23 protein-coding genes and 1 tRNA gene are annotated in these 25,587 nt (G+C 69.5%); 10 read left to right on the top strand and 14 right to left on the bottom strand.

Annotated features, from left to right (window positions below):
• Positions 1-16: 16 nt before the first annotated feature.
• Entirely contained in the window at positions 17-3,412 is a 3,396-nt protein-coding gene (locus D4739_RS12505; RefSeq protein ID WP_120060924.1) for an error-prone DNA polymerase, read from the top strand.
• A 27-nt stretch (positions 3,413-3,439) separates the two neighbouring features.
• Here the strand turns inward: D4739_RS12505 and D4739_RS17075 are convergent, their stop codons facing one another.
• Complete coding sequence (locus D4739_RS17075; protein WP_220699287.1) at positions 3,440-5,674, bottom strand: polyprenol monophosphomannose synthase; 2,235 nt, start codon at positions 5,672-5,674, stop codon at positions 3,440-3,442.
• 67 nt (positions 5,675-5,741) lie between these two features.
• Here D4739_RS17075 and D4739_RS12495 point away from each other — a divergent pair, with 67 nt between their 5' ends.
• Together D4739_RS12495 and D4739_RS12490 are read left to right on the top strand one after the other, a co-directional pair.
• Positions 5,742-6,422: a response regulator transcription factor gene (locus tag D4739_RS12495; protein WP_120060923.1), complete on the top strand. Its 681-nt coding sequence runs from the start codon at positions 5,742-5,744 to the stop codon at positions 6,420-6,422.
• Positions 6,423-6,427: 5 nt separating this feature from the next.
• Entirely contained in the window at positions 6,428-7,804 is a 1,377-nt protein-coding gene (locus tag D4739_RS12490; RefSeq protein WP_238473638.1) for a sensor histidine kinase, read from the top strand.
• A gap of 18 nt (positions 7,805-7,822) precedes the next feature.
• Here the strand turns inward: D4739_RS12490 and D4739_RS12485 are convergent, their stop codons facing one another.
• From D4739_RS12485 to D4739_RS12455, 8 genes are all read right to left on the bottom strand, one after another.
• The gene (locus tag D4739_RS12485; RefSeq protein WP_147384913.1) at positions 7,823-9,532 is read right to left on the bottom strand and encodes an NAD(P)/FAD-dependent oxidoreductase; all 1,710 of its coding nucleotides are present in this window, start codon (positions 9,530-9,532) and stop codon (positions 7,823-7,825) included.
• Between the two features lie 103 nt (positions 9,533-9,635).
• Positions 9,636-9,708, bottom strand: a tRNA-Ala gene (locus D4739_RS12480).
• A 49-nt stretch (positions 9,709-9,757) separates the two neighbouring features.
• On the bottom strand, positions 9,758-10,405 hold the full coding sequence (locus D4739_RS12475; protein ID WP_120060921.1) for a histidine phosphatase family protein: 648 nt from the start codon (positions 10,403-10,405) through the stop codon (positions 9,758-9,760).
• 10 nt (positions 10,406-10,415) lie between these two features.
• Positions 10,416-10,802, bottom strand: a complete 387-nt coding sequence (rsfS, locus tag D4739_RS12470; RefSeq protein WP_120060920.1) for a ribosome silencing factor — start codon at positions 10,800-10,802, stop codon at positions 10,416-10,418.
• On the bottom strand, positions 10,799-11,389 hold the full coding sequence (gene nadD, locus D4739_RS12465) for a nicotinate-nucleotide adenylyltransferase (RefSeq protein WP_238473734.1): 591 nt from the start codon (positions 11,387-11,389) through the stop codon (positions 10,799-10,801). Before nadD ends, rsfS begins: the two co-directional genes overlap by 4 nt.
• A gap of 26 nt (positions 11,390-11,415) precedes the next feature.
• Positions 11,416-11,577, bottom strand: coding sequence for a hypothetical protein (locus tag D4739_RS16930; RefSeq protein WP_182920408.1), 162 nt, complete (start codon positions 11,575-11,577; stop codon positions 11,416-11,418).
• 38 nt (positions 11,578-11,615) lie between these two features.
• Positions 11,616-12,092: a hypothetical protein gene (locus tag D4739_RS12460; RefSeq protein WP_120060918.1), complete on the bottom strand. Its 477-nt coding sequence runs from the start codon at positions 12,090-12,092 to the stop codon at positions 11,616-11,618.
• Between the two features lie 68 nt (positions 12,093-12,160).
• The gene (locus D4739_RS12455; RefSeq protein WP_120060917.1) at positions 12,161-13,411 is read right to left on the bottom strand and encodes a glutamate-5-semialdehyde dehydrogenase; all 1,251 of its coding nucleotides are present in this window, start codon (positions 13,409-13,411) and stop codon (positions 12,161-12,163) included.
• A gap of 33 nt (positions 13,412-13,444) precedes the next feature.
• On the opposite strand from D4739_RS12455, the gene D4739_RS12450 reads away from it, so the two are divergent.
• The 5 genes from D4739_RS12450 (at position 13,445) to D4739_RS12430 (ending at position 18,811) form a co-directional block, all read left to right on the top strand.
• Entirely contained in the window at positions 13,445-13,957 is a 513-nt protein-coding gene (locus D4739_RS12450) for an SGNH/GDSL hydrolase family protein (protein ID WP_120060916.1), read from the top strand.
• A gap of 9 nt (positions 13,958-13,966) precedes the next feature.
• Entirely contained in the window at positions 13,967-14,464 is a 498-nt protein-coding gene (locus tag D4739_RS12445) for an SGNH/GDSL hydrolase family protein (protein ID WP_120060915.1), read from the top strand.
• Between the two features lie 132 nt (positions 14,465-14,596).
• Positions 14,597-16,408, top strand: coding sequence for a substrate-binding and VWA domain-containing protein (locus tag D4739_RS12440; protein WP_120060914.1), 1,812 nt, complete (start codon positions 14,597-14,599; stop codon positions 16,406-16,408).
• 4 nt (positions 16,409-16,412) lie between these two features.
• The gene (locus D4739_RS12435) at positions 16,413-17,444 is read left to right on the top strand and encodes a hypothetical protein (RefSeq protein ID WP_120060913.1); all 1,032 of its coding nucleotides are present in this window, start codon (positions 16,413-16,415) and stop codon (positions 17,442-17,444) included.
• Positions 17,441-18,811, top strand: a complete 1,371-nt coding sequence (locus tag D4739_RS12430) for a toxic anion resistance protein (protein WP_120060912.1) — start codon at positions 17,441-17,443, stop codon at positions 18,809-18,811. Before D4739_RS12435 ends, D4739_RS12430 begins: the two co-directional genes overlap by 4 nt.
• Before the next feature lie 272 nt (positions 18,812-19,083).
• Here D4739_RS12430 and D4739_RS12425 read toward each other — a convergent pair whose 3' ends face one another.
• The 4 genes from D4739_RS12425 to D4739_RS12410 all read right to left on the bottom strand — a co-directional run bounded on the left by D4739_RS12425 (position 19,084) and on the right by D4739_RS12410 (position 22,238).
• The gene (locus D4739_RS12425) at positions 19,084-20,028 is read right to left on the bottom strand and encodes an electron transfer flavoprotein subunit alpha/FixB family protein (RefSeq protein ID WP_120060911.1); all 945 of its coding nucleotides are present in this window, start codon (positions 20,026-20,028) and stop codon (positions 19,084-19,086) included.
• Positions 20,029-20,050: 22 nt separating this feature from the next.
• Entirely contained in the window at positions 20,051-20,818 is a 768-nt protein-coding gene (locus D4739_RS12420; protein WP_238473637.1) for an electron transfer flavoprotein subunit beta/FixA family protein, read from the bottom strand.
• 150 nt (positions 20,819-20,968) lie between these two features.
• Positions 20,969-21,370: a hypothetical protein gene (locus tag D4739_RS12415; protein ID WP_238473636.1), complete on the bottom strand. Its 402-nt coding sequence runs from the start codon at positions 21,368-21,370 to the stop codon at positions 20,969-20,971.
• An 88-nt stretch (positions 21,371-21,458) separates the two neighbouring features.
• Positions 21,459-22,238, bottom strand: a complete 780-nt coding sequence (locus D4739_RS12410; RefSeq protein WP_120060909.1) for an enoyl-CoA hydratase/isomerase family protein — start codon at positions 22,236-22,238, stop codon at positions 21,459-21,461.
• Between the two features lie 102 nt (positions 22,239-22,340).
• Between D4739_RS12410 and glgX the strand changes: the two genes are divergently transcribed.
• Together glgX and D4739_RS12400 are read left to right on the top strand one after the other, a co-directional pair.
• A complete protein-coding gene (gene glgX / locus D4739_RS12405) occupies positions 22,341-24,500 on the top strand; it encodes a glycogen debranching protein GlgX (RefSeq protein WP_120060908.1) in 2,160 nt (719 codons plus the stop codon).
• Between the two features lie 36 nt (positions 24,501-24,536).
• Positions 24,537-25,208: a potassium channel family protein gene (locus D4739_RS12400; RefSeq protein WP_220699286.1), complete on the top strand. Its 672-nt coding sequence runs from the start codon at positions 24,537-24,539 to the stop codon at positions 25,206-25,208.
• An 11-nt stretch (positions 25,209-25,219) separates the two neighbouring features.
• Here the strand turns inward: D4739_RS12400 and D4739_RS12395 are convergent, their stop codons facing one another.
• On the bottom strand, positions 25,220-25,411 hold the full coding sequence (locus D4739_RS12395; RefSeq protein ID WP_147384911.1) for a hypothetical protein: 192 nt from the start codon (positions 25,409-25,411) through the stop codon (positions 25,220-25,222).
• Positions 25,412-25,587: the final 176 nt, after the last annotated feature.

Raw genomic sequence — 25,587 nt, 5'->3', positions numbered from 1 at the left:
TGATGGGCACCGGCTGATGGGGTGGCACAACCCGCCGATCTCCTGGAAGGAGCTCGAGCGGATCCACAGTGGTCGGTCGGCAGGAGGCCGCCCCGCGCCGTCTCGACTCGACGGTGGCGACGGGCCGGCGTTCTCCCGCAAGCGGCAGCCGTTCCGGGCGCCGTCGGTGGAGGCCGTTGCCTCCTCGGTGCCCTACGCCGAGCTGCACGCCCACTCCCACTACAGCTTCCTCGACGGTGCCTCATCCCCCGAGGAGCTGGTGATCGAGGCCAACCGGCTGGGGCTGCACGGCATCGCGCTGACCGACCATGACGGGCTCTACGGCGTGGTGCGTTTCGCCGAGGCCGCCGAGGCCTACCCCTCGTTGCTGACCGTCTACGGCGCCGAGGTCTCGCTCGGTCTGCCCTCACCCCAGCAGGGCGTGGCCGACCCGGTCGGCGACCACCTGGTGCTGCTGGCCCGCCGCGAGTCCGGCTATCACCGGCTGGCCGGTGCGCTCACCGACGCGCACCTGGCCGGTGGTGCGGAGAAGGGTCGCCCCGTCTACGACCTCGCCACGCTCGCGGCAGGAGCACGCGGCGAGCTGATGGCGCTGACCGGCTGCCGCAAAGGTGCCGTACGCCGCGCACTCGTCGCCGGCGCCGATCGAGCTGCAGGCGAGGAGGCGGCCGCGCGTGAGCTGGCCCGGCTGCGTGAGTTCTTCGGGGTCGGCAACGTGGCGGTCGAGCTGCTCGATCACGGGCAGCCGATGGACAGCCACCACAACGACGCGCTGTCCCGCGTGGCCGCGCGCCTCGGCGTACCCACGATTGCGACGACGGGCGCGCACTACGCGACACCGGCGAGACACCCGCTGGCTTCCGCGCTCGCGGCGGTCCGGGCCCGGCGCAGCCTCGACGAGCTCGACGGCTGGTTGCCCGGCGGCGACGGGGCTCACCTGCGCAGCGGCGACGAGATGGCGCGGAGGTTCCGGCGCTACCCGGGCGCGGTCGAGCGCACCGTCGAGATCGCCGACGACCTCGCCTTCCCGTTGCGGGCCGCCAAGCCGGGGTTGCCGAAGCTCGACCTCGGCGGGCAGACCCCCATGCAGCGCCTTCGCGAGCTGGCCTGGGCGGGTGCCGCCGAGCGCTACCCGGGTGCCGGGCCCGAGGTCTACGAGCGGCTGGAGAAGGAGCTCGCGGTGATCGAGCAGAAGAACTTCCCCGGTTACTTCCTGATCGTGCACGACATCGTCGACTTTGCCCGCAAGCAGGGGATCCTCTGCCAGGGCAGGGGATCCGCGGCCAACTCGGCGATCTGCTACGTCCTCAAGATCACCTCGGTCGACTCGATCTTCTACGACCTGCCGTTCGAGCGGTTCCTCTCCCACCTGCGCGACGAGGAGCCCGACATCGACGTCGACTTCGACTCCGACCGCCGCGAGGAGGTCATCCAGTACGTCTACAAGAAATACGGCCGACGCAATGCCGCGCAGGTCGCCAACGTGATCACCTACCGCCCCAAGAACGCCGTTCGCGACATGGCCAAGGCACTCGGCTTCTCCCCCGGCCAGCAGGATGCCTGGTCCAAGGCGATCGACAGCTGGAGCAAGGTCAGCGTCGACGGTGACATTCCCGAATCCGTGGTGGGGCTGGCCCAGCAGGTGCTGACCTTCCCGCGCCATCTGGGCATCCACTCCGGCGGCATGGTGCTCACCGACCGCCCGGTCGGCGAGGTCTGCCCGATCGAGCACGGCCGCATGGCCAACCGCACCGTGCTGCAGTGGGACAAGGACGACTGCGCGTGGATGGGGCTGGTGAAGTTCGACCTGCTCGGGCTGGGCATGCTCGCCGCTCTTCAGTACAGCTTCGACCTGGTCGCCGAGCACCTCGGTGAGCGCTGGACGCTGGAGACGATGCCGCGCGAGGAGCAGGGCACCTACGACATGCTCTGCCGCGCCGACTCGATCGGGGTCTTCCAGGTGGAGAGCCGGGCCCAGATGGGCACGCTCCCCCGGCTCAAGCCGCGCTCCTTCTACGACCTGGTCATCGAGGTGGCGCTGATCCGGCCCGGCCCGATCCAGGGCGGGGCGGTCCACCCCTATCTCCGCCGGCGGGGCGGTGAGGAGTGGACCTATGACCACCCCCTGCTCGAGCCGGTGCTCAAGCGCACGCTCGGTGTGCCGCTCTTCCAGGAGCAGCTGATGCAGATGGCGGTTGCGGTCGGCAACTGCACTCCCGCCGACGCCGACCTGCTGCGCCGCGCCATGGGCTCCAAACGCGGCGTGGAGCGCATCGAGTCGCTCGAGGCCAAGCTGCGAGCGGGCATGAAGGACAACGGGCTGAGTGACGAGAAGGCCGACGAGATCTACGCCAAGATCCAGGCCTTCGCCAACTTCGGCTTCGCCGAGTCCCACTCGATCTCGTTCTCGGTGCTGGTCTATGCGAGCTCGTGGATGAAGCTGCACTACCCCGCGGCGTTCCTGGCCTCGCTGTTGCGCGCGCAGCCGATGGGGTTCTACTCCCCGCAGTCGTTGAGCGCAGATGCGCGGCGGCACGGGGTGACGGTGCTCGGTCCCTCGCTCGACGTCTCGGGAGTGCATGCCGGTCTCGAGCGCCTCCCGTCCTACGACGGACCGACCGGACTCGATTCCTGCCTCGCCTTCGAGCAGCCACCGGTGGGCAAGTTCGACCGGACCGATCCCGACCTCACCCACACCCACCACCGCGACCTCGGCTGGGGCGTGCGGCTCGGGCTCTCCGACGTGACCACGATCAGCGTCGACCTGGCCGAGCAGATCGTGGCTGCCCGGGAAGCGGGTGGACCGTTCCGGGACCAGGCCGACCTGGCGATGCGCGTGGACCTGACCACCCCTCAGCTCGAGGCGCTTGCCCTCGCCGGAGCCATCTCCACCCACCGGAGGGAGGACCTCTGGATCTCCCGCGAGGCCTCGGCGCTGGCACCCGACCAGCTCGACCTCGGCGGACTCTCCTACCAGCCACCGCTGCTGCCGATGCTGACCGAGGACGAGCAGATGGTGCACGACCTGTGGGCCACCGGTCTCAGTCCCGGCGACCACCCGATGCGTCACCTCCGCGCCGACCTGGACGCCCGCGGCGTCCTGCCGATCACCTCGGTCTCCAACGTGCCCGACGGGGATCGGATCGAAGCCGCCGGGCTGGTCACCCACCGCCAGCGCCCGGGCACGGCTGGCGGGGTCACCTTCCTCAACCTCGAGGACGAGACCGGCCTGCTCAACGTGATCGTCTCCCCCGGAGCCTGGGCCCGCTATCGCCGCGTCGCCCGCACCTCGGCCGCACTGGTGATCCGCGGAAAGATCCAGCACACCAAGGACGGCGTCATCAACCTGATGGCCGACCGGCTCGAGCAGCTGACGGTCAGGGCGTCGCCGCGGTCGCGGGACTTCCGGTGACCCGGCCTGGAGGGCACGGGTGTGCGGTTACGACCGCACGTGCAGGACCCGCCAGGAGCCGACGTCGTGCACCACGACGTACCTCCGATCCAGGACGGACTGCGCAGCACGCGCGTCGATCCCCCACGAGGTCAGCCCCTCGGCGCGCGTGACCACCCAGGTCGGCCGGTCCGGTCCGGACAGCACGGCAGCCAGCTCGCGCAGCTGTGGGTCCCGCACGCGCACAGGCAGGCTCCACAGTTGCGGATAGGGACTCGTGAGATTGCCCGCCTCCAGGATCTCGGCGTGCCCATAGGCCACGAAACCGGTCTCGCCCGGACCGGCGTGGGTCCGGAGGTAGTCCTTGACCGCATCGATCCCCTGCGGTGTCAGGGGCGTCGATGCGGAGGCCGTCATCATGGTCCCGGCCACCACGAGCGAGGTCGCGGCGACCAGCAGCGCGATGACGTAGCGCCGCACCGGGGCGCCGCCCGCGAGACCTCGGGCGACCACGAAGACCGTGCCCGGGACGGTCCCGATCAGGTAGTGCGGCCAATAGCTCCCGCCAGCCACCACCCCGATGACCTCCCATCCGAGCAACAGCCCGGCGAGCCAACCGAGCGGCAGACGGGTGTCCGGCACCCGCCCCCGACGACGCATGACCGCCACCGCCAGCAGCAGCGGTGCACCACTGCTGAGCCAGGCCCAGGCAAGGAGCCTCGCCCGCTCCGGAGTGGCCGAGGAAGCCGAGGACGAGATCACCGCGGAGGCCTCGAAGCGGAAGGCGACGACAGCGTCCCAGAGCGCCGGCGGCGCGGTGCCGTGAGCGGCGGCGTACCCGAGGACGGCGGTTGTGACGGCCACCGCCCCGAGCCCGAACGCCGAGCCCGCAAGCAGAGCGGGACGCTTGCCGACCCGCACGAACTGCCACACCAGCACAGCGCCGGCAACCACGAAGACATCCAGCATGTTCTGCTTCACCAGGACCGCTCCTGCGCCCACTGCGCCGGCGAGTCCCCACCACCACAGACCACGCCCGTGCACAGGCTCGCCGGCCCGCAGGACGCAGCACACCCCGGCCAGGACCAGGGGCACCGACAGCAGCTCGCCGTTGACCGAGGCGCCCCCGAAGAGCGGGCTGTCGAGCAGCACGACCGCCACCGCGGCGGCGATGATCGGGCCGACCCGGCGCGACGTCACCCGCGCGCCGAGCCACGCCGCCAGCGCGACGGACGCGGCCGCAGCCAGTGCCCCGATCAGCCGCAGCGGGACCGCCCCGCCCAGCGCAGAGGCCAGCTGGAAGATCATCACCAGCAGCGGTGGCCGGTCGACCCAGTGGTCGCCGTAGAGCGACGAACCCGGCTGCCACTGCCCGGCGAGCATCAGGAACCCGGCCTCGTCCGGCCCCAGCGGCCGGTTCAGGTGCGGCACCCGGAGCAGGACAGCCAGGGCGATCAACGCGATCACCCAGGCATGCCGACGGGTCCGCTCCACGAGCTCGAGCCAGCGCCACCGCGCGATCAGGCCCAGCGCCTCGCGCGCGACAGCGCCATCCATCTTGGAGACGCCGCCGGTCCGCTCGACGAACGTGATCGGGTGCTCAGCAACGCGCAGCCCGGCGCGCTCGGCACGCCAGGTGTTCTCCACCTGGAACCCGTAGCCGTCCGACTCCCCCGCCAGGACCCCGGCCGCCCGGACGGCATCGCTGCGCCAGGCCCGGAAGCCGGCGGTCGCGTCGTGGGTCCGCAGCCAGAGTGCACCGCGCGCATAGGCGTTGGCGCCGGTCGAGAGCAGACGCCGACGCAGCGGCCAGTTCTCCGTGCGACCGCCGCGCACGTAGCGCGACCCGATCACCAGGTCGTGGTCACGCATCCGCTCGAGCATCGCCGGAAGCCCCGACGCCGGATGCGACCCGTCCGCGTCCATCTGGACCACCACGTCGTACCCGGCGTCGAGGGCGTGCGCGAACCCGGCCCGGTACGCCGACCCGAGGCCGCCCTTGCCCTCGCGGGCCAGCAGCCCCAGCCACGCGCCGTACGCCGGGTGGTTGCGCACGAGGTCGGCCGTGCCGTCCGGGCTGCCGTCGTCAACGACGAGCACATCGAGTGCCCAGCCGCCGGCGACCGACGTCCGCACCGAGGCCAGCAGGTCGAGCAGCCGCGGCAGTGACTCGGCCTCGTTGTAGGTCGGCACCACGACGACACATCTCTGAACAGCGGTGGCTGTCGAGGTGGCTGTGGCACCGAGCGGAGGGCGGTCAGCGAGCAGCGGGAGGGCGTCCATGGGCCGACCGTAGGAACGCGCGCCTTACACGATCATGAAGTGCCCCAGGGCAGTGCAGAGTAGGGCCATGCAGATCCTGGTGGCCGAGGACGACGTCCGGCTCGGAGCGCTCCTCGAGACCGCGCTCACCGAGGAGGGCTGGGAGGTCGAGCTCGTCGGCGACGGGTTGTCGGCGTTCGGCCGGGCACTTCCTGGAGGCCTTCCCTACGACGTCCTGCTGCTGGACTGGATGCTGCCCGGGCTCGAGGGCGTGACCGTCTGCCGCCGGCTGCGGGAGGCGGGTGTGACGACGCCGGTGCTGATGCTGACCGCCCGCAGCGAGATCGGTGACCGGATCAACGGCCTGGATTCTGGCGCGGATGACTACCTCGCCAAGCCGTTCGACCTCGGCGAGCTGATGGCCCGGCTCCGTGCGCTGGTGCGCCGCTCGGCGCTGCTCACCCCGGCCATCGTCAGCGTCGGCGACCTGGTCGTGGACGCGGATGCCCGCCGGGTGACCCGCGGTGAGACCCCGATCGACCTGTCGGCCCGCGAGTTCGACATCCTGCACGTGCTGGTCCAGGAAGCGGGCCGGGTGGTCTCGCGCTATGACCTCTTCGACCGGGTCTGGGACGGCGAGACCGACATCGGCAGCAACGTCATCGACGTCCACCTGGCCCGGATCCGGGCCAAGATCGACCGACCGTTCGGGACGGAGACGATCACGACCGTGCGCGGCGCGGGGTTCCGCATCGAGGTGCCCAGGTGAGGTTCGTGAACCGCCTCCCCCTGCACGCACGACTGGTGGCGGGCTTCGTGGCCGCGATGCTCGTGCTGCTGACCGGCGCTGGCGTCTTCGTCTACTGGCGGGTGGAGTACGCCCTCAACCGTGCCCTCGACATCGAGCTGCGCCGGGCGACCCAGACCATTGCTCCGCTGGTGCGGGCCGACGGCACCATGTCGGACGTCGACCGGGCCAATGCGACCGGCGCGGACTGGCAGGTGCTGGTCCCGGGCGGCATCGTGCGCGATCGAGGTGGCGCCGCCCCACCCCACGCGCTGGTGAAGCCTTCGCACATGCCCGACCGCGGCGCGGTCAGCGTCGATCGTGGCGCCCTGCTGCCGGTCGGGGCCGTGCGCCCGCTCCGCGTCCGGGTCGTCCGCGCCAGTCCCGACGGGCCCTGGCTCGCCGTCGCAGTACGCCGCGCCCATCGCGACGAGGCGCTCCGCGAGCTGCTCGCGCAGCTGCTGATCGCCGGGTTCGGTTCGCTGCTGATCGCCGGCGTGGTCGGTGACCTGCTGGCCAGGTCCGCGCTTCGGCCGGTCGAGCGCTACCGCTCCCGGGCCGCCGAGATCGCCGCCGGTGGGCAGGGGCTTCGCCTCGACGTCCCGACCGACCGCGACGACGAGGTGACGCGACTGGGCCACACGCTCAACGAGATGCTCGACGCGCAGGAAGCCGCCCTCCAGCGGGAGCAGCAGTTCGTCGAGGACGCCAGCCACGAGCTGCGGACACCGCTCACCCTCGTGAAGGCCCGGATCCAGCTCGCCCGCAGCCGCACCCGTTCGGTCGCCGAGCACGAGAAGACGCTCGACGAGCTCGACCAGGACGTCGAGCGGCTGGTCTCCCTGAGCACGCAGCTGCTCGAGCAGGGTGACCCGGCCGCGCGGCGAGCAGGTGGTGCAGACCTGGGTGCTGTCGCACGCCAGGTCGCCGAGGCCCGCGACGCCGCGCGCCGCGGCGTACGGGTGCGGGTGGAGGGGGACGTCACTACGGACGCCGATGCCCACACCCTCGAGCGGATCGTGGCCAACCTGCTCGACAACGCCCTGCTGCACGGCACGACCCCCGTCGAGCTCGACGTACGCCGCGACGGCGGCTGGGCGGTCCTCACGGTGACCGACGCCGGGACCGGCATGTCCCCGGAGATGCTGTCGCAGGCCACACGCCGATTCGCGCGGGCCCCCGAGGCGCGGTCGCGTCCCGGATCCGGTCTCGGACTCGCGCTCGTCGAGCAGTTGGTCACCGCGGCCGGCGGCCAGGTGCGGCTCTGCTCCGACGGGCAGCACACGATCCACGGCGCTCCCGTGGACCTGCCGTGCGACCACGACGACCGGATGCGGGTGACGGTCCTGCTTCCCGCGACCTGATCGTCGCGAACCCCGCGGTCACCGTCCGTCAGCAGGCAGCCCCTCGAGGTATCCGTGCACCAGCGAGATCGCCGAGGCGCCCTCGCCGCTCGCCGCCGCGACCCGCTTCATCGATCCCGACCGGATGTCGCCTGCGGCGAAGATGCCCGGGACGGAGGTCGCAAGGTTCTCCGGAGGCAGCTCGTCGAACCATCGGTCGGTCGGCACGTCGCGGCCGGTCAGGACGAACCCGTGCTCGTCGCGGAGCACCTCGTCTCCGAGCCACTCGCAGTGCGGGGCCGCGCCGATGAGCAGGAACAGACCGGCCGCGGTGACCCGTTCCTCCACCCGGGTCCGCACGTCGCAGAGCTGGAGCCAGCCGAGCTGCCCGCTGTCATCGGGACCACCGTCGATGATCTCGGTGGCAACCCGGACGGTGATGCGCGGATTCCACTCGATCTCGTCGATGAGGTACGCCGACATGGTCGCGGTGAGGTCCTTCCCCCGGATCAGGACGGTGACCGAGCGGGCGAACCGGGCCAGGTGCACGGCCGCCTGCCCGGCGGAGTTGCCGCCGCCCACCACGTAGACGTCGCGGTCCTCCATTTCACGAGCAGCAGTCATCGCAGCGCCGTAGTTGACCCCGGCACCGACCAGCTCCTCCAGCGGCGCGACGCCCAGGCGGCGGTAGGCAACCCCCGAGGCGACCAACACTGCCCGGGCCCGGACCTCGCCGCCGCTGGTCACCAGGACGTGCGGTGCGCCGTCCTTGCCCGGTTGGAGCGACTCGACCGGCCACCCGGTGAAGAACCGGGCGCCGAACCGGATCGCTTGCGTGCGGGCACGTTGCCCGAGCCGCATCCCGGAGATGCCGCGCGGAAAGCCGAGGTAGTTGCGGATCATCGAGCTGGTGCCGGCCTGTCCGCCGATGACGTCGGATTCGAGCACGACGGTGCTCAGGCCCTCGGAGGCGCCGTACACAGCCGCGGCGAGGCCGGCCGGCCCGGCGCCGACAACGGCGAGGTCGACCACGCCGTCGAGCTCGATGTCGGACGGGCGGCCGTACATCAGTGCCGACAGCTCGCGCACCGAGGTCGGGGCGATGATCGGCCGGTCGGCGAAGGGCCGAGACGTCAGGTGCACCAACGGGTACGTCGGCGTGCTGGCGTTGTCGAGGAGTGCCAGCGCTTCTCGTCCCTGCGGCGAGTCGGGCGGGTAGGTCCGGTGGGGAAACCCGGTGCGGTCCAGGAAGTCCCTGACCGCCAGCGCCATCGGACTGGCCTCCGGCGTGATGATCCGGATGCTGTCGATCTCGGAGACCGCGACCGTCGCGCCCCAGTCGCTCAGCAGCTCGGTGATCGCGTAGTGGAACTCCTCATCGCGCTGCCCCTGCGGGAGCACCAGGTAGGTGTCGAACTTTCCCTTCTGCAGCGACGGCCGCAGCGTGACGGTGTCCTCGGCGAAGCGGGCGATCGGGATCACGACGACCCGGCGGCTGGTCGGCACCAGCGCACGCCAGTCGTGCAGTGCGTAGAGGACGCTCTGGTCGGGCAGGACGGAGTCCGTGACGATCAGCGCGACTGGTCGGCCTTCGGCGACAGCGCTCGACAGCAGGTTCGTCGCGTCCGCGGCGCTGGTCGCGGGAACCACGTCGTACTCATGCTCGTAGCGACCGAACTGCTCGGACAGGACGTCGATCTCGTCGCCCGAGACGAGCAGGATCATGGGCTGGGGTGCCGGTGCGCTCACGTCGGCAAGTGTGGCAGGAGCCAGCCTGTGCAGAGCCTTCGGCGGAAATGTGAAACGGCCTCCGAGCTGCGTTTCCGCAGTTCGGAGGCCGCTCCTTGTCCTGTGGAGGTGAGGGGACTCGAACCCCTGACCCCCTGCATGCCATGCAGGTGCGCTACCAGCTGCGCCACACCCCCAGGGTGTCTCCCGGATGACCGGGCAACGAGAAGGAATATTAGCCAACGGCTACGAGGAAGTGAAATCGGGGTCCGGAACCACGCGGTTCCACGCGGCAAGACGCCAGCAGCGGCCCCCACCAGACCCCTCGAGCTCCAGCACCGCCCACCCACAGTTGCTCAGGTGACGGAGCGCCTGTGCGATCTCGGGAGTCCAGCCGAGCAGCGCCATGACGCTCACCTTGATCGCTCCGCCATGCGCCACGGCGACCGCGGTCTCCCCCGGCGACAGCGTGTCCGCGAGCTCCTCGAGCGCCGCGGTCACACGGACCCCCAGCTCCTCGGTGGTCTCCATGCCGGGCAGGGGGTCCCAGCGGCCCTCGCGGAACGCGGCGTACTGCTCGGGGAAGCGTTCCCCGAACTCCTCGTTCGTCAGCCCGGTGCGCTCCCCCAGCGCAAACTCGCGCAGCCGCTCGTCGAAGACAGCGGAGAGCCCCGTCTCCTTCGCGACGTACGCCGCGGTCTGGCGCGCGCGGGCCAGGTCCGAGGACCACAGCGCCACCGGCTGGTACGCCGCGACCCAGGGCGCCGCGTCGCGGGCCTGCTCGTGGCCGGAGTCGTCCAGCTCGATGTCGGAGTGCCCCTGAGCGCGCCCCTCGGCGTTCCAGGCGGTCTGGCCGTGCCGGAGCAGGATCAGCCGGCGGGGAGCATCACTCATGAGCAGCAGCTCACTCCTGGGGAGCGACGGGGCCGTGCAGATCAGCGGGCAGGGAAATCACGGGGCAGTCGCGCCACAGCCGCTCGAGGGCGTAGTACTGGCGCTCCTCCTCGTGCTGCACGTGGACGACGATGTCGCCGAAGTCCAGGAGGACCCAGCGGCCGTCGCGGCGACCCTCGCGGCGGATCGGCTTGGCGCCGATCTCGCGGAGCTTGTCCTCGATCTCCTCGACGATCGCGTTGACCTGCGGCTCGTTCTTGCCCGACACGAGCAGGAACGCGTCGGTGATGCCGATCTGCTCGCTCACGTCGAAAGCGAGGATGTCGGTCGCGAGCTTGTCAGCGGCCGCGCGGGCAGCGACGTGGATGAGCTCGATGGAGGGTTCGATGCCGGTCATGCGGAGTCCTTGGAATAGAGCTGGTGCTTGGCGACGTACTGGACGACGCCATCGGGCACGAGGTACCAGATCGGTTCCCCGCGATGGGTGCGTTCGCGGCAGTCGGTGGAGGAGATCGCCAGTGCCGGGATCTCGACAATGGTCACACGGTCCGCCGGGATGTTCTCCAACGTGCCGGGGCCCATGTCGTAGCCCGGCCGGGTGCAGCCCACGAAATGCGCGAGGGCGAACAGCTCGTCCACGTCACGCCAGGTGAAGATGTTGGTCAGCGCGTCAGCGCCGGTGATGAAGTAGAGGTCCGCGTCCGGCATCTCCGCGGCCAGGTCGCGCAGCGTGTCGATCGTGTACGTCGGACCGTTGCGGTCGATGTCCACGCGCGAGACGCGGAAGCGCGGGTTGGCAGCCGTGGCGATCACCGTCATCAGGTAACGGTGCTCCGCCGGCGAGACGTCGCGTCCCGCACTGCGGGTCTTCTGCCAGGGATTGCCCGTGGGCACGAAGACGACCTCGTCGAGGTCGAACCACGACTGGACCTCGCTCGCGGCGACCAGGTGGCCGTGGTGGATCGGGTCGAACGTGCCGCCCATGACCCCCACGCGCCGCCGACCCATGGTCAGCTGTGCTCGCGACCGCCGCCGAAGGCAAGCAGGATCAGCAGCATCACGATCAGGATGCCCAGCGCAACAGCACCAACGGTGTAGGGCGAGACTGCGGGCTCAGCGGAGTGCTCGGCAACAGTCTCGGACAGGGCAATGACCAGGGTGCTCAGCGACATGGCGCACAGAATAGCGGTCGGCCGTCCGGTTCAGCGACTCAGTGGAACAGTGGCGTGAGTTCGAAGAACGACACCAGGCCGATCAGGATCGCCCACGACTGCAGCGTGCGGCCGAGGAAGATCATGCTGATGAAGACGGCCTGGTTCATCCGTAGCGCGCCGCCGATGGCGCCGATCACGAGCAACGGCGGGAAGCCGATCAGGCCCGACGCGAAGGTGATCCCCGCGCCTGCCCACGGGTGCCCGTTGATCACGCGCTCCCAGCGTTCGTACTGCGCCTTGAACTTCGGCTTCTCGAAGCGGCGCTGCACGAACGGCAGGTCCATCGAGCGAGCGGACGCGTGGTACCAGACGATCTTGCCGAGGGTCTGGCCCGCACCCGCGGCGATCGACACCGGGATGACCGCCGAGCTCGGGATCTGGGTGGCGATCGCGATCAGGTAGACCTCGACGTTGAAGATCGGGATGAGCGACCCGAGCAGGCTGAAGCCCAGGGTACCGAGGATGGACTTCACGCAGCTGCCCCGCTGCTCCCCTGCACGGCTTCATTGCCCCACGCAACCATGGCCGAAAACCTACAGGGTCAGCGCGTGTGCCCGTCGCCGATCACGATGTACTTGGTGCTGGTCATCTCCGGCAGTCCCATCGGGCCGCGCGCGTGAAGCTTCTGGGTGGAGATGCCGATCTCCGCACCGAAGCCGAACTCGCCGCCGTCGGTGAAGCGCGTGCTCGCGTTGACCAGCACCGCCGCCGAGTCGACAGCCGCGGTGAAACGACGCGCGGCCGTCTGGTCCTCGGTGACGATCGCATCCGTGTGCTGGCTGGAGAAACGGCGGATGTGGCCGATCGCCTCGTCGAGGTCCGACACGACCTTCGCCGAGATCTCGAGGGCGAGGTACTCGACGCCGTAGTCCTCGTCGGTGGCGGTCTGCACACCGTCGTACTCGGTGAAGCGGTCGTCGCCGTGGATCGTGACGCCCGCGCCCTGGAGCGCCTCGATGACGACCGGAAGGAACTCATCCGCGATCGCCTCGTGCACCAGCAGCGACTCAGCCGAGTTGCAGACGCTGGTGCGGTGGGTCTTGGAGTTCATGACGATGCTGAGCGCCTTGTCGAGGTCGGCGCGCGCGTCGACGTAGACGTGGCAGTTGCCGACGCCGGTCTCGATGACCGGCACGGTCGACTCCTCGACCACGCTGCGGATCAGGCCCGCGCCACCGCGAGGGATGAGCACGTCGACGAGGCCGCGCGCACGCATGAGCGCCTTGACGCTGTCGTGGCTGTCCCCCGGCACGGCCTGGACGGCGTCGGCCGGCAGGCCGGCGGCTTCCACCGCGTCACGGAGTACGTCGATGATCGCGGCGTTGCTCGACCGCGCACTGGAGCTGCCACGCAGCAGGACGGCATTGCCGGACTTGAGGCAGATGCCCGCGGCGTCAGCGGTGACGTTGGGGCGAGCCTCGTAGATCATCCCGACCACGCCGAACGGCACCCGCACCTGCCGCAGCTCGAGCCCGTTGGCCAGGGTGCTGCCCCGGACCACTTCACCGACCGGATCAGCCAGGCCGGCAACAGTGCGCAGTCCGTCGGCCATGCCGGCGATCCGGTCCTCGGTGAGGCGCAGCCGATCGATGATGTTGGGCTCGGTGCCGCCTGCCTCGGCACGCGCCACGTCCTCCGCGTTGGCGGCCAGGATGGTGTCCTGGTTGGCGATCAGCGCGTCGGCCATGCCGATCAGCGCCGCGTCCTTGACCGCACGGGTGGCGAGGGCGAGCTCGTGGCTCGCCTCACGGGCGCGGGTCGCTGCTGCCTTGACGTCCTGCTCGATGCTCACAGGAGAAGCCTACGGGCCCCTACGCTTCGACCCATGCGCGTTCTCATGCTCGGCGACAGCCAGCTGGCTCGGCTCGCCCGCTACCCCCGGCTCATCGCCCGCGAGACCACCAATCGCGCCGTTGGTGGCGCGACCGCCCCCGAGGTCCTCGACCAGCTGGGAGAGCTCGATCCAGCCGGCTACGACGTCGTGCTGCTCGGTGTCGGCACGAACGACGCGGGCTCGCGACCGGTGCCGTTGCCCCACTTCCTTGCGGCGATCGAATCCGTGATCGGTCGGCTGGCCGGCACCCCGCTCGTGTTCGTGACCAGTCCGGGGGCGGACGCGCGGGCGGTCGGCTACGACGACGCTCACATGGCGCGCTACGCCGTCGAGGCCTCCGCCGTCGTGCGGGCGGCCGGAGGAACCGTCGTGGAGACCCCGGCCGTGATCGCGCGACTGGGCCGTGCCGGTCGCACTCCCGACGGCATCCACATCAGCCAGCTCGGGCACCTGCTCTACGTGCCCGCGCTGCGCCGCGCGGCCCGGCGTGCACAGCGCTCGTAGTCTCGCCCCATGAGCGTCCTCGTCCTCGGAGACAGTCACCTCGCCCGTGTCGGCCCCGCCCTGGTGGCACAGCTCCCCGACGCCACGGTCCGCGCTTTCGGTGGTGCCGTTGCCACGGACTTCGCGACGCAGGTCGACGGCCTCGACCTCGCGGCGTACGACGTCGTGGTGGTCTCGATCGGCACCAACGACGCCGGGTGGCGTGAGGTGCCCCTGGATGTCTTCACGCGAGAGATCGAGGCCCTCGTCGCACGCGTGCCCGGACGCGTCGTCCTGGTCACCAGCCCGGGCGCCGACGAGGTGCGTGCACAGGGCTGGAGCAACGCGAGGCTCACCGAGTTCGCCCGCTCCGCTGCGGCCCACGTGGCTGCGGCACGCGGCACGGTGATCGACACGCCTTCGCTGCTCGCTCCGCTCGGCCCGGACGCCTTCCTGGACGACGGCTTCCACCTCACATCGGCGGCGTACGACCTGCTGCTCCCCACGATCGCTCGCGCCACTGCTTGAGCGTGAAGACAATTCGTCACATGCTGGCGAAAAGTCTTCACGTTGATGACCGAAACCTTGACCACCCCGTACTAGATTCATCGCGACCTAGGATTTAGGGCGACCGGTCGTCACGACCCCAGAGGACATTCCATGAGGAACCTGCGCAGGTCGGCCGCCGCCGCCCTCATTGCCGCCGCGTCCACATTCGCAGCCGCTTGCTCGACCGGAACCGGAGGCAACGGGGGCGGCCCCGAGGGTGCCGCACCGGGTGAGGACGGCTGCACCAGCGTCGTCGTCGCGACGTCCTCCGAGAAGGTCAACCTGATCGAGAAGCTCGGCGAGGACTTCAAGCAGTCGCAGCTGCACGACGGCCTCGACGAGTGCGCGACGATCTACCCGATCAACGTGTCGTCCGGCAACGGCGCAAAGATCCTTGGCGCCGACCCGGACAGCTGGCCCCTGAAGGACCGGGCCTTCTGGCCGACGATCTGGTCGCCGGCCTCGACTGTGTGGACGGACCGCGTGGAGGCAGCCGGCAACGACGGCGTCGCAGGTGCCACGTCGTTCGCCCGCACTCCGGTCGTGCTCGGCGTGCCGGAGTCGATGGCGAAGGCGCTCGGCTACCCGCAGAAGCCGATCAGCCTCCAGGACATCGGCCGGCTGGTCTCCGACCCGAAGGGCTGGTCGAGCGTCGGCAAGCCGCTCTGGGGCGACTTCAAGATCGCGAAGACCAACCCCAACACCTCCACCACAGGCCTGTCCATCATCCTCATGCAGTCCTACGCCGCGTCCGGCAAGGCCAAGGACCTGAGCACCGCGGATGTCGCGAAGGCCAAGGAGTTCTCGCGGACGTTCGAGTCCGGCGCGATCCACTACGGCGACACCACCGGCGCGGTCCTCAAGACGCTGTACGACGGGACACGCAACGCCGGCGGTTCGGCGTACGTCTCGGCCGTGGCGCTGGAGGAGACGTCGCTGTTCAACTACAACAAGGGCAACCCGGACAGCCACACCGTGCAGCCGGGCGAGGACCTCGTGCCGCCGCGCGAGAAGCTCGTCGCCGTCTACCCGTCCGGTGGATCGATGTGGTCCGACAACCCCGCCGTCGTGCTCGACGAGCCGTGGGTCAACGCGGCACAGAAGGCAGCCGGCAAGGCGTTCGTCGACTTCCTCCAGACGAAGCCGGCGCAGGAGGTGCTGCCGTCCTACGGCTTCCGCCCGGTGCTCAACGGCGTCGACGTGTCGCAGGACCTCAATGCCTCCATCGGCATCGACCCCGCGCAGCCGAAGGTCACGCTGCCGAAGCCGACACCTGAGGTCGTTTCGGCAGCCATCGACCAGTGGCTCGAGATCCGCAAGCCGTCGGCTGTCCTGGAGCTGATCGACATCTCGGGCAGCATGGACGAGGGCATCGGCGACGGTCGCACCCGGCTTGACGGAGCGATCGACGGCGCGACCGGAACGCTCGACCACTTCCGGCCCAGCGACCAGGTCGGGGTCTGGGCGTTCACCACCGACGTCCGCAGCGACCTCGGCGAGAACCTCGTGCCCGTGCACCCGTTCGGAGCGCTCGGCAGCGGCCGGGAGAAGCTCGAAGGTCAGATCGAGGACCTCGCCCACGCACGCCGCGGCGGCACCCCGCTCTACGACGCGATCAGCAAGGCCTACGACTACATGGTCAAGAACGCCCAGCCGGGCCGGATCAACGCCATCGTCGTGCTCTCGGACGGCGAGGACACCGACTCCGAGACCTCCATCGACTCCCTCCTGGTGAAGATCAACCGGTCGGCCAAGGAGGGCGCGGCGGACACGCCGGTCCGGATCTTCACCATCGTCTACAGCGACGACGCCAACAAGAACGTCCTCGCGCGCATCGCGAAGGCCTCCGGCGGCCAGTCGTTCGACGCATCCGACCCCGAGCGGATCGACGCGGTCTTCGCGTCGGTCATCAACAACTTCTGATGCCATGACCCTGTCCCCCATCGTTCCCGTCTGGCTGGTCCGGACCGAGGTCGACTACGTCCAGGACGCCGCCGAGGAGCTGCAGGGCTCCGCGGTGTACGTCGACCAGTCGGCGGATCTCTCCTCGGCAAGTGCGATCGAGGGCGTGGCCAGCCAGCAGGACGTGGCCGTGGTCGCGCTGCCCGAGGATGCGACGCAGACCTTCAGCGCCTCGGGCCTCGCCGCCCAGCTGCTGCGAGCCACCGACGACTACGAGACCGTGATCGTCGTCATCGACGGTCCGCGCGACTCCTACGGCACAGCTGGCGACGATGCCACTGCTCTCCTCACCGCCCTGAACAGTGCGGGCGAGAGTGAGGGCGGCGCTGCGGTTCTCCAGACCCTCGAGAGCGACAGCTGGCGGACCTCCACATCGGGCGGCTCGGGATCCGGCGGCGACGACGGTGGCTCCGGCTTCGGCACCGTCGTCGGTGTCGGCGGCGGCCTGGTCGGCCTCGCCGTGGTCGCCGCAGCCGGCGCCCTCGTCGTACGCCGTCTCCGGCAGGGCGGCACCGCCACCACGGCCCGCGACGTACCCGAGGAGCTGCGGCACGTCCTCGCCCGCCTCGACTCCCTCCAGACGCTTCACGGATCCGAGTTCGACCCGGCCGCAGCCCAGCGGCTCACCTCGATCCGGGCCAACGTGCGCGAGCTGTTCCGCAGGATCCGGCGCACCGGCACGGAGCAGCAGGTGCGCATCGCCTCGATCGAGTACATCGACGTGCTGACCAAGCTCGAGCGCGCCCTCGGTCCGGACTACTACCTCGACCTGATCCGCAGCCCGCGGCTCTGGGAGAACGCCGCAGCCCGGCGGGCCGAGGTCGAGGAGGCCGTGGCCGCCACCGACGACCAGCTCGTCACCAACATCCGGCAGGTCAACGCCAGCCAGGATCTTGAGTTCAAGGTCGCCCTCGAGTCGCTGGTCGGCTCGATGAACGCGACCGTCAAGGACATCTACTCCGACCCAACCGATCCCCAGGGGGACAAGCCGTCATGAGCAACGCAACGCCCACGCCTCCGGCCCTTCCGGGCGTCAACTTCAAGGAGCTCCTCGGTGCTCCCGAGTCGAACCCGGAGCCCGCAACCGCTCTCGAGTCCGCCCTCGCGAAGGTGACCCCCGAGGACGCAGCGGCAGCCGCGCCGTCGGAGGCGACGTTCCAGTTCCGATCGCTGCTGACCGATGAGCAGCGCGCCGACCTCGAGCGCAACGCTCCTGGCGTCGCCGCCCAGATGGTCGGGGACTTCCAGGCGATCATCCGTTTCGGCGAGCCGGTGCTCACGAAGCTCAACGCGTCGAGCACCCAGCTCCTCGCCGCCCAGCGCGACATCAAGGTCCCGCCTGCCGAGGACATGGTCAACGACCTCCTCCGCGAGATGGACGGCTTCCAGAAGAAGTACCGCAACGAGAAGGTCGAGAGCGCGGTCCGCAAGGTCGTCGACTTCATCCGCGGCGCGACGTACAGCCTGAAGACGCTGGTCCGGGAGGCCAAGCCGATCTCCGACAAGATCGACATCGCCGAGACGAAGCTCAAGGAGATGGAGCTGCGCCTCGCCGACAACGTCACGCGCGGGCAGCAGCTGCACAAGAACACCGTGGAGACGCTCCAGGACGTCGTCGCGGTGCTCGCGGCCCTCGAGCAGATCAACGAGGTCGTGCGCGCCGACTTCGCGGCGGCCGACGAGGCGCTGAAGGGCGCCGAGGTCCTGGGCGACATGGGGTCGGTGCAGTTCCAGGACCGCACGATGACGGTCAACGAGCTCCGCGAGCTGCACGGCCAGCTGGCCACCGCGAGCAGCGAGATCGAGAAGACCTGGTTCGACTGGCGCCAGCAGTTCTTCCTCGGCTACGCCCAGGCTCCGTCCATCCGCAACCTGATCCTCGTCTCCGCGACGATGCAGCGCCGCTGCCAGGTGTTCCGCACCATGGGTCTCCCCTCCGCCCGCACGTCGCTGGCGATGTGGCAGCAGGCGGCCCTGGCGCAGGAGGGCGCCGAGATGGGCAGCGCTGTCCAGAAGGGCACGAACGACCTGGTCAAGGGCGCATTCGAGGCCACCGGGAAGGCAGTCACCGAGACCGCCCGCGCGTCGCAGACGCCTCTGATCGACGAGGACACGATCTGGTCGATCATCGAGTCGATCAAGGTCCAGTGCGACGGTCTCGTCGCCGCGGACAAGTGGGGCCGCGAGGTCCGGGCGCGCAACCTCAAGGCACTCGAGCAGGGCGAGGGCACGATCCGCACGACGTTCACCGAGTCCCGCCGCCAGCTCGTCGCCAACGCGGTCGCCGCCACGTCGTCCAGCTCCGTCGAGGCCGCTCCCCTTCCCGAGAAGGACATCCTCGGCGCCCTCGGCGTCGAGTCCTGAGGTCGACACGTCGCAACCTCGACTCGACCTGGCGCCGCATGAGGTCGACCGCATCAAGGTGAAGACTTTTCGTCACATGCTGACGAAAAGTCTTCACGCTATTCACGCGACCGCGCCGTAAGACGACCGAAGCGCGGCGTCGCGTCAAAGTCGGGCCGTGTCGACCTCGAGGTTGGGCCGTGTCGACCTCGAGGTTGCGACGTGTCAACGGAAATGCGGAACGCCCCGCCTCCCGAAGGAGAGCGGGGCGTTCGCTTGCAGCGAGGTGAAGATCAGCCCTTGCGAGCGGTGATCTCGGCCGTCAGCGCCGGGAGGACCGTGTGCAGGTCGCCAACGACGCCGAAGTCGACGAGCTCGAAGATCGGCGCCTCCTCGTCCTTGTTGACCGCGACGATCGTCTTCGACGTCTGCATGCCGGCGCGGTGCTGGATCGCACCGGAGATGCCGTTGGCCACGTAGAGCTGCGGCGAGACGACCTTGCCGGTCTGGCCGACCTGGAAGGTGTGAGGCTTCCAGCCGGAGTCGACAGCGGCACGCGAGGCACCCACAGCAGCACCGAGGACGTCGGCGAGCGCCTCGACCGCGGTGAAGTCGCCACCGGTGCCACGGCCACCCGAAACCACGATGGCGGCCTCGGTGAGCTCGGGACGACCCGTGGACTGACGCGGCTGCGACGCCACGATCTGAGCAGCCTTGGCCACGTCAGAGATGGTGACGGCGGTCGGAACCACCGCACCCGCGCCAGCAACCTCTTCAGGAGCAGCAGCGTTGGGCTTGACCGCGATGATCGGAGTGCCCTGGGTGACCTTCGCGTTCACGGTGAAGTTGCCCGCGAACACCGACTGCGTGGTGGTGCCGTCAGCGGCAACGTCCACGGCGTCGGTGATGACGCCCGAGCCGAGCTTGATCGCCAGGCGACCGGCGATCTCCTTGCCCTCGGCAGAGGACGAGATCAGGATGGCGCCCGGGTTGGCGGTCGCCGCGATCTGCTGCAGGACCTCGGCCTTGGGAGCAACGAGGTAGCCCTTGATCTCCGCGTCGTCGACGACGTAGATCTTCTCGGCGCCGAACTTCTTCAGCGCCTCGACCGGGGCCTCGCCCGAGCCGATGAACACCGCCGACGGCTCGCCGATGCGGCGCGCGATCGTGAGGAGCTCGTTGGTGGTCTTGCGGACAGCACCGTCGACGTGGTCGACGAGAACCAGAATCTCAGCCATGGCTATCTATTCCTCAGCCTTCTCAGATGAACTTCTTGGAAGCGAGGAACCCGGCGAGCGCAGCAGCACCCGAGCCGTCCTCGTCCTTGACGATCTCGCCAGCGGTGCGCGGCGGGCGGGCGGTGGTCGACTCGACAGCGGTCCACGCCACCGAGAGACCGACCTGACCGGCGTCGACACCGAGGTCGGACAGCGAGAGGACCTCGAGCGGCTTCTTCTTGGCCGCCATGATGCCCTTGAACGACGGGTAGCGCGGCTCGCCGGTCTGGTCGGTGACCGACAGGACGACGGGCAGCGTGGCACCGATGACCTCGGTGGCCGCGTCGCCGTCACGCTTGGCGCGGATCTGGTCGCCCTGGGTCTCCACGACCGAGGCGAAGGTGACCTGCGGCAGGCCCAGGCGCTCCGACAGCATCGCCGGGACCAGCGAGGTGCCGGCGTCCGTCGAGGCCATGCCGGTGATGACCAGGTCCGGGACACCGATCTTCTTGATGGCCTCGGCCAGGATCAGCGAGGTGGCAACGGCGTCGGAGCCAGCGATGGCGTCGTCGACGACGTGGACAGCCTTGTCGACACCCATCTGCAGAGCCTTGCGGGCAGCGTCAACCGCGCCCTCAGGGCCGATGCAGATCGCGGTGACCTCAGAGCCCTCGTTCTTCTCAGCGATCTGGAGCGCCTGCTCGACGGCGTACTCGTCAAGCTCCGAGAGGAGACCGTCGACGCCTACGCGGTCGACGGTGTTGTCGCTCTCGAACTTGCGGTCGGCCGTGGCGTCCGGCACGTGCTTCACACAGACAACAATGTTCATGGTGTGGCCCGGAGGCCCCTCCTGTGCAGTCGGATTTGTTCGTGATGTTACTGGCGCGTTGCCCTGCCACGGAACCGCGGTCCACGGTGTGGTGCCTCACACGGCACCGCTGTGGCGCGATGTTGCCCAGGCTCAGGGACGGAGCACGCGGTCGAGAATGCGCCCCAGGACCAGCCAGAAGACCGACCCCAGTCCCCAGTTGAACAGGGCGTTCTTCACGTCGGCATGTTCGCCGGTGAATTCCTTGATGCCGTTGACCGGGCTGAAGACACCCAGGTCGACCCGGTTGGCCCAGGTCCGGACGAAGTCGACGAGCCCGTTGTCCGGGTTGGCGTTGAGCGCATAGGTGAGCGCTCCCACCGCGAGGAACAGCGCGAACACGACACAGATGAACCAGACCGCCTGCGCGGCGTAGCGACGCACCCCACCGACACTCAGGGTGACCTTGGGTGCACGCGGCTTGCGAGCCTTCGTCGGGGCCTTGGGGGTGACCTCGGTCGAGTCCTGCGTCGGCTTGTCCTGCGCGTCGGCCATGGCCGCCCTTCCTTCGTGGTGCTGTGTGCGTGCTGCGTCGACTCGTGACCCTAGCCGAGCGATGCCCGGCCGGGACACGAACAAAGGCTCACCTGCCGACGAACTCCGCCTTGCCCGGGCCGTTGGCCAGGAACGAGGTCATGCCGATCGTGCGGTCCTCGGTCGCGAAGACAGACGCGAACTGCTGCTGCTCGATCGCGAGACCCGTCGCGAGGTCGGTCTCCAGGCCGCGGTCGATGCACTCCTTCGCCGCGCGCAGCGCCAGGGCTGCCGCACCGGAGAACTGCTTCGCCCACGCCACCGCCTCGTCGTAGACCGACTCGGCGGGCACCACGCGGTCGACGAGACCGATCGCGAGCGCCTCGTCCGCCTTCACGAACCGGCCCGTGAAGATGATGTCCTTGGCCTTGCTCGGACCGATCAGGCGCGCAAGACGCTGCGTGCCGCCGGCGCCGGGGATGATGCCGAGGAGGACCTCGGGCTGGCCGAACGTGGCGTTGTCGGCCGCGATGCGGATGTCGGCGGCCAGCGTCAGCTCGCAGCCGCCGCCCAGGGCGTAGCCGGTGACTGCAGCGACGACGGGCTTGGGGATGTCGGCGATGGCGCTCGCGGCGGCAGAGACACCACGAGTGGCCTTGACCATGTCGGCGTACGACATCTCGGCCATCTCGGCGACGTCGTTGCCGGCCGCGAAGAGCCGCTCGCCGCCGTAGACCACGACCGCGCGTACGTCGTCGCGCTCGGTCGCCTCGGCGCAGACCTCGCGCAGCTCAGCCTGCACCTGGAGGCTGATCGCGTTCATCTTGGGACGCTCGAGACGGATCGTGCCCACGCCGTCGGCAACTTCAAGTCGGACGAACTCACCCATGTCGTGCCACTCCTCGCATCGATTTCGTCTGCGTACAGACCGCCAGATGGGCTACCCATCAGTACGCCGTGCATTCTTCCCCGCATCCGGGAGGATGGCTGGGTGACCCCGGGTTTGTGGACGTTCCTTGGCCAGGTGGCTCCGGTGTGGCCGGGCCGCCATTTCCCCCTCGGCGCGACCTGGTCGCCCGACTCGACGAACTTCGCCGTGCACGCCCCCGAGGCGGCTGCGGTGTGGTTGTGCCTGTTCGACGACGACGGACTCGAGACGCGCCACGAGCTCACCGAGCAGACCCAGGGCATCTGGCACGGAGCGCTCCCCCAGGTTCCTGCGGGACAGCTCTACGGCTACCGGGTCGACGGAGTGTGGGAGCCCGCCAACGGGCTGCGCTTCAACCCGGGCAAGCTGCTGCTCGACCCCTACGCCCGGGCGATCTCCGGAGAGTTCCGGGTCGACCCCGCGGTCTTCGGCTATGTCCACGGCACCCCGGAAACCCGCAGCGACGTGGACTCCGCGGCGTACGTCCCGCGCTCCGTCGTCGTCGGCGACTCCAACGGCGACGGCTTCGACTGGGGGGACGACTCCCCCATGTACCGCCGCTGGCGCGACACCGTCATCTACGAGGCGCACGTCAAGGGCATGACCGCCCTGCACGACCGGGTCCCGGAGGAGCTCCGCGGCACGTACGCCGGGCTCGGAACGCCCGCCGTCGTCGACTACCTGCGCGACCTCGGGGTGACCGCGATCGAGCTGCTCCCGGTCCACCAGTTCTACTCGGAGACCGCGCTCGCCGAGGACGGTCGGGCCAACTACTGGGGCTACAACTCGCTGGGCTACTTCGCACCGCACGGCGCCTACAGCTCCTCGGGTGACCGCGGGCAGCAGGTCACCGAGTTCAAGCAGATGGTGAAGGCCTTCCACGCCGCCGGCATCGAGGTCCTCCTCGACGTCGTCTACAACCACACCTCCGAAGGCGGACCGCTCGGGCCCACCCTGTGCTTCCGCGGCTTCGACGACCGCGGCTTCTACAAGCGCGTCAAGGGCGTCGACGGGATGTTCGACGACACCTACTGGGACGTCACGGGCTGCGGCAACACGGTCAACACCAACAACCCGCAGGCGCTGCGGCTGATCCTCGACTCGCTGCGCTACTGGGTCACCGAGATGCACGTCGACGGCTTCCGCTTCGACCTGATGTCCGCCCTGACCCGCACCGGCTACGACATCGACATGGCGTGCGACCTGCTGGTCGCGATCGGCCAGGACCCGATCCTGCGCCACGTGAAGCTGATCGCTGAGCCCTGGGACGCGTCGATGGACGGCTACCTCGTCGGCCGCATGCCGCCCCCGTGGGTCGAGTGGAACGACCAGTACCGCGACACCCTGCGCGACTTCTGGCTCGGCCACAGCGGGGGGATCCGCGAGGTCGCCACCCGGCTCGCCGGCTCGTCCGACCTGTACGCCGACGACGGCCGCTCGGCGTACAACTCGGTCAACTTCGTGACCGCCCACGACGGCTTCACCGTGCGCGACCTGGTCTCCTACGACCACAAGCACAACGAGGCCAACGGCGAGGACAACCGCGACGGCACCGACAACAACCGGTCCAACAACCACGGGTTCGAGGGTGAGACCGACGACGTCGAGATCCTCGCGCTGCGCCGGCGCCAGGCGGCGAACCTGATGCTCACGCTGTGCCTCACCAACGGCGTCCCGATGCTGACGATGGGTGACGAGCGCGGGCGCACACAGCTCGGCAACAACAACGCCTACAGCCAGGACAACGAGACGTCCTGGGTCGACTGGCGACCCGACGACGCATGGCTCGACGTCTACGAGCTGACGAAGACCGCGCTGCGGATCCGGCGTGACCATCCCGCACTGCGTCAGCGGCACTGGTTCGAGGGTCGACCGACGATCAAGGACGGCCCCAAGGACCTCGCGTGGCTGCACCCGAGCGGCCGGGAGATGACCCCGGCCGACTGGCACGACCCGGAGCTCGAGGCGATCGGGATGTTCGTGTCCGGCAAGCCGTTGCGCTCCCCCGGCCCCACAGGCGAGCAGCAGATCGACGCGTCGTTCGTGATCTGGCTCAACGCCGCACCCGACGCGACGCCGATCCTGCTGCCCGAGAACGACTGGGTGCAGACCGCCGAGGTCGCCGTCAGCACCGACCCGGACCTCACCGTCGGCACGCGCTTCGCCACTGGCGCGACACTCAAGCTCGCGGGGCGGGCCGTGCTGGTGCTGCGCGAGTGCTGAGCCGTTGTCGGGCTGCCCGATGACTACGGTGGCACCGTGACCTCGCCGCTCTCCCACACCATCGACCTGGGCCGTCGCCACCCGTCTGCCGTGCTGCTGCTCGTCCAGCTCCTCGGCATCGTCGCCTACCCCTTCCTCGGCGACCAGCCGGTGGGCAGGGCCGTCTTCGGGGTGTTCGGGCTGCTGGTGCTGACCCTCGCCGTCCGGGCGGTGCGGCTGACCCCGGCGCTCACGTGGCTGGCGGTGCTGCTCGGCCTGCCCGTCGTGGTCCTCACCGTTGCCGAGGGCTTCGTGCCGGGCAACGAGACCGTCGTGCTCGTCTCAGCGCTCTTCCACAGCGCGTTCTACGTCTACACGACCTACGCCCTGGTGCGGTACATGTTCGCCGACGACGTCGCCACGACCGACGAGCTGTGGGCAACGGGTGCGACCTTCACCGTGCTCGCGTGGGCCTTCGCCTACCTGTACGCCGCGGTGCAGATCGTGTGGCCGGATTCGTTCATCGCTGCCGTCGACGCGGGCGACCCGCGGAGCTGGATGGACCTGCTGTTCCTGTCGGTCACGACCCTGAGCAGCACAGGACTCTCCGACATCGTGCCGGTGACGCCGCACGCGCGGTCGTTCGTGATGCTCGAGCAGATCGCGGGGATGCTCTATCTGGCGATGGTGGTCGCACGGGTCACCGCGCTGACCCTTCGCCGGCCCTGAAGACGCAGGGGTCAGCTCATGAAGAGCGCGAGGGCACTCAGGGTGCTCACAGCGCCGCCGCCGTGGAGCAGGAAGCGCGCGCGGGTGAGCCGCTGCTTCTTCCAGAGCCAGTGCTCCGCGTGGACCTGGCGGTTGCGCAGCATGTGGCCGACACACAGAGCCGCAATGCCCGTGATGCACAGGAGCAGCAAAAGCGCGTCCATCTGGCTGATCTCCACTTCTATTTCCCGAGAGCGTCTCGTCGGCTTCCACCGACGAAACGGTGCAACCACCCCATCATGACGCGAATCGGCAGAGATTTCATCCTGCCGCCTCCGTGATCCCTGCCTCGCGAGAGAAAACGTTTGCGAAGCGACTGTGAAGTAACCCACAGGCACCC

The organism is Nocardioides cavernaquae (assembly GCF_003600895.1).
Classification (GTDB): domain Bacteria; phylum Actinomycetota; class Actinomycetes; order Propionibacteriales; family Nocardioidaceae; genus Nocardioides; species Nocardioides cavernaquae.
This window is presented reverse-complemented; position numbering and strand designations above follow the sequence as displayed.